This is a genomic window from Rhizobium sp. NPDC090275 (assembly GCF_044772225.1).
In the GTDB taxonomy this organism is placed as follows: domain Bacteria; phylum Pseudomonadota; class Alphaproteobacteria; order Rhizobiales; family Rhizobiaceae; genus Rhizobium.
Window position 1 is genome coordinate 1 of sequence record NZ_JBIVYL010000023.1, and the last position, 12,444, is coordinate 12,444.

Genomic DNA, 12,444 nt, shown 5'->3' on the forward strand with positions numbered 1-12,444 from the left:
GGCTACGCGCTTGGCCACGCAATTGGCGGCGCAGGCGGTAGCGAAGGCTCCGGTGAGAAAGGCCTCGCCCAATGGGTCATGTCGCAGCCGTTCGGATCCTATATCGCCATCTTGATCGGCATCGGCTTCATCGTTGGTGGCGTGGTGACATCGGCTAAGGGCCTGACTAGAAAATTCGAGAAGTACCTGCGGCTGCCGGATGCCAAAGGTGTCGTAGGTATGGTCTGCATCTATGGCCTGGTGGCGCGTGGCGTCGTCTTCGCGATCACTGGTGTGCTTTTCGCGTATGCTGGCTTCACAGTGGATCCCGAGCAGGCTGGAAGCATCTCAGAGGCCTTGTCATGGCTGAGGCAGCTACCGTTCGGATCTATCCTCTATGTGGTCGTCGCAGTTGGCTTGGCGGCCTTCGGTATCTACAATCTCGTCGAGGCCCGATACCGGATCGTTCGAGGGCCATCGGTTGGTGATGTCAAACGCGCGCTGCCAGTTTGAGGCATCCGAAGCTTCGGCCCCTGAAGAATTCGTCGGATAGGTACAAGCGATGTCGGAGGGTAGAACCATCGAAGCCGAGCGGGGGTCCCCTCACCTCCGATCCCTGCCCCATGGTTTCCGAGCGGTCGTCATTGGCGCGAGCGGAGGAATTGGCGGCGCTCTATGTTCTCGCTTGGAGCAGGATCCCAACCTCGGCGAACTGCTGGCGTTGTCCCGCAGTGGCGACAGCTTTGATCTTCTCGATGAAAGCAGCATTGTCGACAGAGCAAGACGTTTCTCTCAAAAACCAGTTCACCTGCTGATGTGTGCAACCGGAATGCTCACGACCGACGGGCATCCGCCAGAGAAGTCGCTTCGACAGATAGATCCGGAGATCATGCTTTCGCAGTTCCGGGTCAATGCGGTCGGCCCGGCGTTGGTCGCCAAGCATTTCCTTCCACTGCTAGATCGCAAGTCTAGGGCGGTGGCCGCTTTTCTTTCCGCGCGCGTGGGTTCGATCAGCGACAATCGCCTGGGGGGCTGGATTTCGTACAGGGCCTCGAAAGCGGCCCTCAACCAGATCGTCCGGACGGCTTCGATTGAGGTTGCTAGGACACACCCCGAGGCTGTTGTCGCCGCGGTGCATCCCGGAACCGTCAGAACAACGCTCTCAGCCCCCTACTCGGCGGGTCACCTCACTATGAGCCCGCAGGATGCCGCATCTTCGATCCTGAGTGCACTAGACGGGGTCAGGGAAACCGGTACGTTCATCGCTTATGACGGAAGTAACGTTGAGTGGTGAGGAACCCTCACCGGAGCGAGGGACCCTGTGAAAGCCAGGTCGCATTCTCGATGAGGTCGTCCCATCGTCCACTCGCGGCTGTTTCCGCGAGACGTTGCTCCAGTGCATCAATTTCCAGGTCCGGAGCCTCCTCGATCAGGTTTGCGATCTCCTCCGGCCAGTCTAAGCGCGCTGCCAGACCGCGGAGCCGATCTCGGGTGTACTCCGCCTTGTCGCTTGCCAGGATGAAGTAGCCCAAATCCATAGCTCGATCATGGGCCTCGAAAATCCTCAATGCGTCGTCATTGGTATAGAAAGCTCTCATTTGCTCCATCCTTCGTGACCAGCTGAGCTTTTCTGGTGCGCTTGAAAGGCAAACCTTCCGGTAACCCTTCCGCGAACTCTGCGGCTCCGGAGCTAGATTCCTCGTTGTCAGAGCTTGCACGCGCGTGCGAGACCGCCGCCAGGTTATTTCTTCGGTTGGCGGTATCGATGAAGCAAAGTTCAATGGCAGTTGCAGCGAAGAAGACAGGTTCCGCGTCCACCGTCTGGACTGAGCAAGAGCGGCTTCAAACTCTGCGCGGTTACGGCTCCAATCGTGATGGTGTGGACGCAGACCTGGAAGAGATTGCTCGTTTCGCCACCGAGTCCTTCAAAGCACCAGTATCTGCCATCATACTTTTCGAATACGATCGGCAGGTTTTTAAAGCGGCCTTCGGCGTCTCAGCCAGACCAACTGCAGTGAAATCGGACCACGTAAGTGCTCTACTGGCGGGCGACATCGTCATTCCGGACGTGTCCAATGATTGCAGATTTGATTTCACTCCCATCTTGAGCAAAGAGCCGGGTCTGCGATCTTACGCTGGTGTCGTATTGAGGGCGCCGGACGGAATGCCGATCGGCACTCTCTGTGTATTTGACCATCAGGCTCGCGATTTCACCGAGGCGCAGCTAGAATTGCTTGGGTTCCTTGCCAACCAGACAATGAGACTGCTCGAGCGCTAACGAGCGAACGAAGGTTTGGAGAACGAGTTGGCGGAGGTAAGGCAGAGCAGGCTTCTCATGAGGAAGTTCGAGCAGCTGATCACCCAAGCTCCGGGCTTTATCGCGATTGTCGACACGCAAGGCTACGTTTCTTACCTCAACGGATTTGCCAGGAATGTCGTTGGGCTCAAGCCAGACGAGAGTATTCCGCCAGGCGTCGAGTTCTTCATGGCGCCCGATGAGCGCGGCACGTTTCACGATGATCTGATGCCGCTCATTCGCTCGGGCGAACAACAGCAGTTCAAGTTGCGGATTCTAAGCACGAAGGCCGAGGATCCCGTTCGGGCTCTTTTCACTATGTACCCATTGCACAACGGTGAGGGGTGAAAGATTGGTTATGGTCTCTGGGCAGAAGATATTGAAGACCAGGAAGCAGAGACAGAGCTTCGAGAGAACCTGAAGGCAGAGGCACTTCTAGGGCGTCCCACACCGTATGCATCTGATAATCAAAACGAACGTCGCATCATTTCTTTTTAAGCTTCTTCATGAAAGTGGCGTGATATTCATCCGCCGATTTGCGGAGCGAACGACCGATCGCCGCGTATTCGAACTCGTTCAGGTTCGCGAGCGATGCGCGACCGGAGGGGATCGCGTCGAATTTCCGTGTAATGGCAGCCACTTGCACTGGCGAACAGCTGAAATTGTGCCTATAACAGACCGGCGGCGTCGACAAGGTCCCGCGTGAATGGTACCACACCACCGACCATGCTCCGGTCTGGATTGAACTGGACGACGGATAGCATATCTCAAGAATATACCGCTTCGGTCGCTTCCAGGCGCACCACCCTTGACGATGTCCGATGGCGAGTCACAGAAGTGCCGGTGTCCTGGGATTAAAGAAGACCCTTCGCCCGCAAACCGGCCGCGAAGGTGATGAGCGGCATCACGAGAGTCAGCGGCTTGTCCTTCAGCGGTTCGGCGCCATAGGAGGCGTACCAGTTGGCTGCGCGCTCGCCTTTGGCATCGATGACCAGTAGAAGTCCCCCGCCCTCTCCTGCAAGTCTGAGGCAGCGGAGCGCTGCGGCGGCTAGGAGCAGGCCTCCCAGTCCCTGCCCGGCAACCGCGCGGTCGGCAGCCAGTCGTGCAAGCTTGAAGCCCGGCACCTCATGGCGGGCAAGACCGCGTGTCATTGCATCGGGCAAAGCTGCGTGCTCAACTGCTGAAGGCGCGATTGTATAGAACCCAAGAATGCGGTCGGGTACTGCGTCATCGATGGCACAGAAGGTCTTTGAGGCATTCTGCTCATGGCTTTGTCGGGCAAAACGGAGCAGGAACTCGTTCATCTGAGCGTCGCCGCAATCGAACTCCGCCCGACCGTGAGACTTGGCGATCGGCTCCTCATGCCATGCAGGTAAACTCATAGGCTGTCAGGCAAACCGGCAATCGCCGCGCGCAGCTTGGCGTTGGGTTTGGGCGGATTTTCCAGAAGCTCAAGAATGCGAAGATGATCGCGCTTTGACACTTTGATCGTTTCGGCCTCTTCGATCACAGCCTCCGCTTCTCGCAGTGCGGATTCGGTTACGAAGTTCGTCAGATCGGTATTACGAAGTGCTGCTGCGCGCACGAGCTTAGCCTTGGCCGTGGCAGGAACCCTCAAACTCATACGCTCACTGTTCTCGTTCGCTATACTCGGCATGTCGCCCTCCATCTATCAATCGAATATAAGCGAAACTCCTCTCGGCGTCAACGGAGTGCGTCTTCAAGGCGTACAGGAAAATGCGCGCGCTTCTATATCCTCTTGGCTTGTTGCCTCAAGGCTTGGCGGCAATCACCGGACGGCATTATTGGTTTGAGCGATTGCGGCGGCCGGCCTTTTGCAAGGTTTTCGCCGCCGCGGCCTAATTCCAATCATATATGCAGGTGGTGGCCGGCGGCGGCATTGGCGTGGACGCGGCGACCCTCCAACCTATCGGCCTAATTGCCAGCAGGTGCTCTCACCACGAGGTTAATCAAGCCATACGTCTGGCAGTACACGTTAGCAGGTTTCCTGTCTTCGCAAGGGCGAAATCGTTGGTGACGTCCCCCGACAACGCTTGATAACGGCTTTGCGCCGGTTGTTGGCGAACCGTAGCAGTACTTGTGAGGAAGGCTGGTGATGGCAGGTCGATGGCCCCTCTCTTAGAAGTAGGCCTATAATCGATTTGGTCAAAGACGATCACGTTGATCGTGCCCCGTAGCGTGGTGTAGGTCGACGGTAGCGAAGCCGCCCGCGAGCGTGCCCTCAGCGCGCGGTAGCGAGTGAGCGGGCTTTGCGGGCGGTCATCGACAATCTCCGGTATGGTTGGGTTGCTGACACTCAACCAGATACGAAGGATAAATCGATGACCAATGACATAATGGACCTGCGCGAGCTTGTGGAGAAGACCCCGGACGCGGATATTCTGCGCGACATGATCGGTTTTGCTGCTGAGCGACTGACGGAATTGGAAGTTAGCGCTGCAACTGGCGCGGCCCACGGTGAGAAGAGCCCATCACGATTGGCGCAACGCAACGGTTATCGCGACCGTGACTAGGAGACGCGTGCAGGTACGGTAGAGCTGCGTTCCCAAAGCTGCGTAAAGGGTCTTACTTCCCAACCTTCCTCGAGGTGTCCGTTTGCTTGTAGGTGAGACCACCTCTGATCGTCGTGATCGAAGCCTTGTCGCGGTCGATAACGTGTTGGTTTCCATGCAGAACTGAGCCGGTTAGGCGCATAATTTCCATTGAGAATTGAGCCATGTGAACCTTCCCCCAATGCGGCGAGCAGCGGGGGCAACGGAGTGATCCACATGGGACTTTTAAACATCATCCGTCGGATGGCGCTGCGCGAGAAGCAGTCGATCCGTGAGATCAGCCGGCGCACGGGGCTGTCACGCAACACGATCGCAAAGTATTTGAGTGCCGGCACGATCGAGCCGACGTTCACGGTACCGGAGCGGCCGAGCAAGCTTCCTTTTGCCGACAAACTCTCTGGCTGGCTGAAGACCGAGGCCGGGAGGTCGCGCAAGCAGCGCCGAACATTGAAGCAGCTTCATGCCGATCTGATGGCTCTCGGCTTTACCGGCTCCTATGGTAGGGTTGCCGCGTTCGCTCGTGACTGGCGGATTGAGCAGCAGACAGCGGGCCGCGGCATATTCGTTCCTCTGTCCTTCCGCCCAGGCGAACAGTTCCAATTCGATTGGAGCGAAGATTATGCCGTGATAGGATGCGAGCGCACGAAGCTGCAGGTCGCCCATATCAAACTATCACACAGCCGGGCGTTTCTGGTCAGGGCCTACCTGCTACAAACGCACGAGATGCTCTTCGACGCTCATTGGCACGGGTTCCGCGTGTTTGGCGGTGTGCCGGGTCGCGGCATCTACGACAACATGAAAACCGCGGTCGATCGCGTCGGTCGTGGCAAGGAGCGACAGGTCAATATCCGTTTCCTCGCGATGACGAACCACTACGTCTTTGCGCCTGAGTTTTGCAATCCCGCCGCGGGTTGGGAGAAGGGCCAAATCGAGAAGAATGTCCAGGACGCCCGGCCGCGACTGTGGCAACAGATGCCGGACTTTCCTGATCTGGCGGCATTGAATGCCTGGCTGGAACAGCATTGCCAGGACCTGTGGCGCGACACAGCACACGGCACCTTGCCCGGCACGATCGCGGACGTCTGGTCCGCAGAACAGCCAGCATTGATGGCGCTCCCCGCTGCGTTTGACCGCTTCGTCGAGCAGGGCAAACGTGTCTCTCCGACATGCCTGATCACCTTCGAGCGGAACCGCTACAGCGTGCCGGCCTCCTTTGCTAACCGGCCTGTCAGCTTGCGAATCTATCCCGAGCGACTGGTCGTTGCGGCCGAGGGCAATGTCCTATGCGAACATCCGCGGGTGATTGAGCGCAGCCACGACAAACCGCCGCGGACGATTTACGACTGGCGACATTACCTTGCCGTCATTCAGCGCAAGCCCGGTGCCTTGCGCAATGGTGCGCCTTTCCTGGAATTGCCGCTGGCCTTTCGACAGATGCAGGACCAGATGCTGCGTCGCCTGGGCGGCGATCGTGAGATGGCCGATATCCTTGCTCTGGTGCTTCATCACGACGAACAAGTCGTCGTCAGGGCTGTGGGGCTGGCTCTGGATCAAGGCGTCGCGACCAAGACGCATGTGCTGAACCTGCTGCATCGTCTGATCGTTGGGAAGACGACTGACGGCCCTGACATCGACACGCCACAGGCGCTGACCTTGTTGCGTGAACCCAAGGCCGACGTCGAACGCTACGATGGCCTGCGTGTCCGGATCGTGGGAGGTCGCCATGCGTCATGATCCCGCGAGTGCCGCCGTCGTCATCATGCTGCGGAGCCTGAAGATGTATGGCATGGCCCAAGCCGTCACAGACCTGATCGAGCAAGGGGCTCCAGCGTTTGATGCCGCCGTGCCGATCCTGTCCCAATTGCTGAAAGCCGAAATGGCCGAACGCGAGGTCCGCTCCATCGCCTATCACATGAAGGCTGCCCGCTTCCCAGCCTACAAGGACATCTCCGGATACGAGTTCGCCGCCAGCGAGATCAACGAAGCGACGGTGCGCCAATTGCACAGATGCGAGTTCATCGACGGGGCGCAGAATATCGTGCTTGTCGGCGGACCGGGCACAGGAAAAACACATGTCGCGACCGCCCTTGGTGTCCAGGCGATCGAGCATCATCGCCCCAAGGTCCGCTTCTTCTCGACCATCGAACTGGTCAACGCGCTCGAGCAGGAGAAGGCCAAAGGCAGAGCAGGCCAGATCGCTGAGACGCTGGTTAGTCTCGATCTGCTGATCCTCGATGAACTCGGATACCTTCCGTTCAGTGCCTCAGGCGGAGCGCTGCTCTTCCACCTGTTGAGCAAGCTCTACGAGCGCACCAGCGTCATCATCACCACAAACCTCAGCTTCAGCGAATGGGCGACCGTATTTGGCGACGCTAAGATGACGACGGCTCTTCTCGACCGTCTAACCCACCGTTGCCATATCCTGGAGACCGGAAACGACAGCTTCCGCTTCAAAGCCAGCTCGGCCGCAGCAGCTCAGAAGAGAGGAGAAAAGGCCAACCCCTTGTCCAAACCCTGATCAGAAAACCATACTTAGAGGTGGCTCACTTCTCGGTGGAAAAACCGGCTCAGTTCCGCGTGGAAACCAACAATCAAACCATTCCCCACAATAGCGCTCCTGGTCGCGACGCGGTGGACGTTGTAGGTGACGGTCCTCAAACGACACAGAGTGGCTTCTGGCGCAACGCATAAGCCGTCTGCAGAACTCAATTGCTCTTCCCAGCTCAAGCGAAGTCCGCTGGACAAGTCGGCACGACACGGCAAATGTTCGGAATTAGGTAGCAACGGCCACCTGCCTACAGATGTGCGGACCACACCCTGCCCCACTCGTGCGCTAGATTAAGCTTGATCCCCCCAGCGACTGCCTGCTTCAGGCAAATCTGGTATCACTTCAGGCTCGGAAGTCGCTTTTCGATATCCGACCCCAGGGGCGCTAAGGTCGTAGACCTCCAACGGAACGCCGTAAATGTCTATGGCCAAAATCCCTACGAGTCCTGGGGGCGCATTGCGCAGGTAGTTCTCTGCGTGATCAAGAGCAATAATAAGCTCGTCGCGGATCATTGCTGCAGTCCAATCAGAAGGCAGGCCACGAACCGTCGTGTAGTCCTCATTCGTGACGGACAACGCTTTACGACGAATCTCATCAACTATACGCAGTGGGGAGAAATAGGGAGGCTTACCTGCTGCGGCCATAATTACTGGCCCCAACGGGCACATGTGGTTTTCGATCATCAGCAGATCGACATAGTCCCGAGCCTTTGTGCGCGTAGACGCGGCAATCACCTTGTTCACTGCAAGATCGGACGGGTGTAGGCGCGATCCCCAATCATCATCCCTGACCAGTGGGAAGAAGCGTGTCCGGGTCTCGCTCATCCATTGAACAAGGGTGCGTTCTCCGTCGCGAACTACACTCGCCTCAACGCAACCGTAAATGTTGACTTCAATCGATACTTTGAAGCCGTCAGCCTCTAATTTCGCGATATCAGTATCCGCCGAGACACCAATTTCCTCGTCGGTATCATGAAAGATGTCAATGTCATCGGACATCCGTGGCCAATCCATGTTCAAGACCAAGCCGCCAGCAACGTAACTCGTATCAGACCTGTTTCCGGCGATGGAGGCCATGATTTCTTTCTGGATCCGCGTTAGTGCCATCAGCGCTTGTCTCCTAGCTGAACGATCATTCTTCGTCCCATCGCATAAGCTCTCGCATCGCCGCGCTCCATAAGGGCATTGGCGACAACTCGCACCTTCTGCTGTAGATCATTCAGCTTTTCGAGCTCGATGTTATCGAAAACTCTTAGTCCATACCTCTCGGTCGCAATCCTGATAAATTCCGCAAAACGACTCTTTTCATCCCGATGCGCGGAGCGCAATTTAGCCGCTGCACTCACGATCTCATCTCTGCGTGCTTTCGGAACGAGAACCTCCACCCTAACGAGATCAGATGCTCCTCCAGTCTCCCGGTACTTCTTGATGCGCTCTTTGGCAGACATGGTTACAACTCCTACATGCAGACAATATAGGCGTATCCCGGATACTCATCAAGTATCTATGTCTGTGGTGAAAAGCAGAAATTTCAGTCCGATTCACCACCAGGAACGTATCACAACAAAACCCATCGACTCCTAGATGCTGCCCCTGCATGGTCTATGACGTATTCAGGATCATACGAATACACGCTGATCCGAGAGTTTAGTGCCATAGAGACACGTGGCAGTTGCTGCGCAATTCCGCAAATGTTGGTACCGACGGCAAGAATTGTCGTCAGACCTCGCTTCGCTTCAGCAGATAGTCCAAGCCCCCTGCCCGGTACCAACGGAAGCCATAGGGTTCGAGGACCATGTGGTGTTTCCCGTCTTTGGCACAGCTGTCGTGTCCATCTAGAATGTCGATCAGCACGCCTGCGTCTTCATCAACATTTGCCGCAAACGAGACTTCCAAGGGTTTGTCGTGAAAGCTATGGATGGTGATGACGACGTTCTTCCGCCACTCGTATCGCATGATGAGAACGCCAGGATCACCGCAGGTGAGAACTTTGAAGCCTCCCCATCCGATCTCCGGCGCTTCCTTACGCGCCCGGATCATCCGCTCAGTCCAGTTCAGCATCGAGTCCAGGTCTCGGCGCTGAAACGCGACGTTGACGTGGTCAAAGCCGTACGGTCCCTCCGATATAACAGGAAGAACGGGCTTCTCGCTCTTGGTGAAGCCGCCTTGCGGTTCGTCTGACCACTGCATCGGCGTCCGCGCACAATTTCGTTCCGGCAATGATAAGTCATCACCCATCCCGATCTCGTCGCCATATCGCAAAACTGGCGTTCCCGGCAACGAGTACATCAAGCTGTAAGCAAGCTTCAGGCGCCGGATGTCTCCCCCCAGCATGGGTGCCAAGCGCCGCCGGATGCCGCGATCATAGAGCTGCATGTTCTTGTCCGGACCGAAGGCAGAGAAGACCGTCTGTCTCTGGCTCTCGGTCAGGCGTCCAAGATCCAATTCATCGTGGTTTCGAAGGAAAACACCCCATTGCCCCGTTTCTGGCCGTTGCTCAGTATCGCGCATGGCCTTTGCGAGCGGTCGGGTGTCCGCGCTCGCCATCGCATAGAACAATGCTTGATTGACGTGGAAGTTGAACATCATCTGCATGCGGTCGCCATCATCACCGAAGTATTCGAGGTTCTCCTTGGGAACCACGTTGGCTTCGGCCAAGATGATGCTGTCCCCCTTCCTCCACTGCAGAAACTCGCGGAAGGTACGCAGCATATCGAACTGCTCTTTCGGCTTGGTTACGTCGGCACCCTTCTCGGCAATGACGAATGGCACTGCGTCCATCCTGAAGCCCGACACGCCAAGCTGGATCCAAAAGCCCATAATCTTCAGGATTTCAGCCTGCACGAGCGGGTTTCCAGTGTTGAGGTCGGGCTGGAAGTCATAAAAACGGTGGAAGTAGTATTCACCTGACTGCCTATCACGGGTCCAGGTGGATTTCTGAACTCCTGGGAAGACCATCCCTTGGTCGGCGTTGGCGGGTTTGGTTTTGGACCAAACGTACCAATCGCGGTATCGAGAATTCGGATCGGCACAGGCCTGTTTGAACCAAAGGTGTTCGTCGGATGTGTGGTTGACCACGAGGTCGATCAATACCCGTATCCCGCGTTGCTTGGCACCGTGCGTGAACTCAACGAAGTCGCCGAGAGTGCCGTACCGGGGATCGACGTTGTAATAGTCGGAGACATCATAGCCGTCATCTCGCCCGGGAGACGTCTGGAAGGGCATCAGCCAAACGGCCGTCACTCCCAGCCCGGCCAGATAGTCGAGCCGTCGCTGTAAGCCTTGGAAATCCCCAACGCCGTCGCCGTTGGAGTCCAAGAAGGTTTCAACCGAAAGGCAATAGACGACGGCGTTTTTGTACCAAAGGTCGTTGATCAAAGTTTCACTCCCGCAGAACACGTTGCTCACGGAAGGCTTGCGTGCGGGAAAGGTTCCAACTTGAACCGATGGGTTGGAGCGCAAGCAGCCCTCTATTGCGTTCTATCGGCGGGTACGCCACGTTCCCGCTTCCACGCCGATCCGCTTACAAGCAACCCAGCGATGTTAGGGTTCAATGAGCGCTTCCGGTTCGCTCGCCACCTTCGTCTTGCGGATGATCTTGCCTGCCGAACCCACCAAACAAACACTGCTTGCTCCAAAGAAACGGCGATTCAGGCAAAGTAATCTACGGCTGTTCCTCGCTTGATTTTTGGGGCAGACACGTTCCAACCCCGTTTCAATATCGTCATGCTGAGGGAGAGCCATCAATCTGGCTACAATCTCGGAAGCGCCGGTCCATTAAGGCATCTAGGCGATTGAGGTGACGATGGAGGTAACAGGGTTTGAGCTTTTTAAAACCGATATGAAAAGCGACCCCGAACATAGCTGGACACGAATGACAAAGTATGCGCGCCCACGAAAACAGACGGCGGTCGGACAGCATGCGTGGCTTGGTGCTCCATCATGGAAGCTTTGGGGATCTCAACAAGCTCGGACCTTGCTGAGGACACTTTGTCCGCCATATACGACGTCGATGAATGATTCGAAGATCTTCGTTGGCCTAAGGCCAATCCGCAGCAGCCGTGACAAGCCCACCCAGCCGAGCGGGCCCAAGTGCCAATGGGACAGCTGCGAAAATTCGGGAACCCAAAGAGCGCCAGTAGGCAGTGCCGCCGAGGGACTGTATCTCACCTTCTGTCTGGAGCATTCAAACTCCTACGGTCGTGGCTACAGCTACTATCCTAGCCATTCGGATCCCGTCGTTGCGAAGTACCAGCTCAACGCGGCTGCGGGGAAGATCGCCACGCGCGGAGTAAGGACGGACCAGCCAAAATTCGAGGCGCCATTGCCATCGTCGGTTCCGTCGGGATCAGCGAAATCACTTAAAGCACGAGGCAAGGCCAGCCAACCGAGCGTGACAACATCGTGCCGGACGCTCAAGCCACTTGAGGCTAAGGCGTTTGAAACGCTTGGGCTTCAGCAGGTAGCGACACCTGAGGACATCAGACGACGATACAAAGAGCGGCTGAAGCTACACCATCCCGACGTTAACAGCGGTAATCGTCAATCAGAGGACCGGCTCCACGCGACGATCGAAGCCTATAAAATCCTCAAGCTAAATGGTTTTTGCTGACGACGAACTTCACGCGAGCGCTCGTTGACGGCTTTACGCGCAACAAACAGGCTCGATGATTCCGCTCCCGATGTGACGTTCTAAGCGCTTGCGTGAATGCGCCCTCTTTGACTACTGCGCCAGGTGGCGGTTAAATAGGACTGTATTCGGATGATTACCCTTCCAAAATCAAAACTGTGGCGGCGGCCCCCTCTTTGGAACATTCTGAAAAGTCGGCCATTTAATCGGAAATGAATGAAAAGCATTCGATAATCGCCCATCGGAGGGGCGTCATACCGGACAACGCAGACGAGAAATGGCTTCTGTCTCTGCCGACCTGCGACATGTATCAGTTTAGACGTTTTCTAGCTGACGGCGGAAAGCCACTCTTCGTCCTCGCTCCAGAGTCGACGGCGTTCGCGCCCGTGTGGCTGCTGCTCGCATTTGACAGCAACAAG

13 protein-coding genes and 1 pseudogene are annotated in these 12,444 nt (G+C 56.7%); 8 read left to right on the forward strand and 6 right to left on the reverse strand.

Annotation, left to right across the window (positions count from 1 at the left end; genetic code table 11):
- Nucleotides 1-492: DUF1206 domain-containing protein (locus tag ACIQUB_RS31000; protein WP_402935720.1), on the forward strand; the 492-nt coding region annotated here is incomplete at its 5' end.
- A gap of 49 nt (nt 493-541) precedes the next feature.
- Nucleotides 542-1,273: an SDR family NAD(P)-dependent oxidoreductase gene (locus ACIQUB_RS31005; RefSeq protein WP_402935723.1), complete on the forward strand. Its 732-nt coding sequence runs from the start codon at nt 542-544 to the stop codon at nt 1,271-1,273.
- A gap of 7 nt (nt 1,274-1,280) precedes the next feature.
- Here ACIQUB_RS31005 and ACIQUB_RS31010 read toward each other — a convergent pair whose 3' ends face one another.
- Nucleotides 1,281-1,577, reverse strand: a complete 297-nt coding sequence (locus ACIQUB_RS31010; RefSeq protein ID WP_402935726.1) for a hypothetical protein — start codon at nt 1,575-1,577, stop codon at nt 1,281-1,283.
- 167 nt (nt 1,578-1,744) lie between these two features.
- Between ACIQUB_RS31010 and ACIQUB_RS31015 the strand changes: the two genes are divergently transcribed.
- Both ACIQUB_RS31015 and ACIQUB_RS31020 read left to right on the forward strand, forming a co-directional pair.
- The gene (locus ACIQUB_RS31015; RefSeq protein WP_402935729.1) at nt 1,745-2,257 is read left to right on the forward strand and encodes a GAF domain-containing protein; all 513 of its coding nucleotides are present in this window, start codon (nt 1,745-1,747) and stop codon (nt 2,255-2,257) included.
- Between the two features lie 57 nt (nt 2,258-2,314).
- A complete protein-coding gene (locus tag ACIQUB_RS31020) occupies nt 2,315-2,623 on the forward strand; it encodes a PAS domain-containing protein (protein WP_402935732.1) in 309 nt (102 codons plus the stop codon).
- A gap of 506 nt (nt 2,624-3,129) precedes the next feature.
- Here the strand turns inward: ACIQUB_RS31020 and ACIQUB_RS31025 are convergent.
- A complete protein-coding gene (locus ACIQUB_RS31025; RefSeq protein WP_402935735.1) occupies nt 3,130-3,657 on the reverse strand; it encodes a GNAT family N-acetyltransferase in 528 nt (175 codons plus the stop codon).
- A complete protein-coding gene (locus ACIQUB_RS31030) occupies nt 3,654-3,932 on the reverse strand; it encodes a DUF1778 domain-containing protein (protein WP_026283661.1) in 279 nt (92 codons plus the stop codon). Before ACIQUB_RS31030 ends, ACIQUB_RS31025 begins: the two co-directional genes overlap by 4 nt.
- Before the next feature lie 685 nt (nt 3,933-4,617).
- On the opposite strand from ACIQUB_RS31030, the pseudogene ACIQUB_RS31035 reads away from it, so the two are divergent.
- The 3 genes and pseudogenes from ACIQUB_RS31035 to istB form a co-directional block, all read left to right on the forward strand.
- Nucleotides 4,618-4,883, forward strand: a pseudogene (locus ACIQUB_RS31035) (transposase); the annotation flags it as partial.
- 181 nt (nt 4,884-5,064) lie between these two features.
- Nucleotides 5,065-6,582: an IS21 family transposase gene (istA, locus tag ACIQUB_RS31040; RefSeq protein ID WP_402935738.1), complete on the forward strand. Its 1,518-nt coding sequence runs from the start codon at nt 5,065-5,067 to the stop codon at nt 6,580-6,582.
- Entirely contained in the window at nt 6,572-7,366 is a 795-nt protein-coding gene (gene istB / locus ACIQUB_RS31045; RefSeq protein WP_402935741.1) for an IS21-like element helper ATPase IstB, read from the forward strand. The genes istA and istB overlap by 11 nt, the downstream gene beginning before the upstream one ends.
- Nucleotides 7,367-7,686: 320 nt before the next feature.
- On the opposite strand, the gene ACIQUB_RS31050 is transcribed toward istB, so the two are convergent.
- From ACIQUB_RS31050 to ACIQUB_RS31060, 3 genes are all read right to left on the reverse strand, one after another.
- Nucleotides 7,687-8,502 (reverse strand): hypothetical protein, encoded by an 816-nt coding sequence (locus ACIQUB_RS31050; RefSeq protein ID WP_402935744.1) that lies wholly within the window; start codon nt 8,500-8,502, stop codon nt 7,687-7,689.
- Entirely contained in the window at nt 8,502-8,843 is a 342-nt protein-coding gene (locus ACIQUB_RS31055; RefSeq protein ID WP_113237726.1) for a hypothetical protein, read from the reverse strand. The genes ACIQUB_RS31050 and ACIQUB_RS31055 overlap by 1 nt, the downstream gene beginning before the upstream one ends.
- A gap of 271 nt (nt 8,844-9,114) precedes the next feature.
- Nucleotides 9,115-10,773, reverse strand: a complete 1,659-nt coding sequence (locus ACIQUB_RS31060; RefSeq protein WP_402935747.1) for an alpha-amylase family protein — start codon at nt 10,771-10,773, stop codon at nt 9,115-9,117.
- Nucleotides 10,774-11,407: 634 nt separating this feature from the next.
- Here ACIQUB_RS31060 and ACIQUB_RS31065 point away from each other — a divergent pair.
- Nucleotides 11,408-12,007, forward strand: a complete 600-nt coding sequence (locus ACIQUB_RS31065) for a J domain-containing protein (RefSeq protein WP_402935788.1) — start codon at nt 11,408-11,410, stop codon at nt 12,005-12,007.
- Nucleotides 12,008-12,444: the final 437 nt, after the last annotated feature.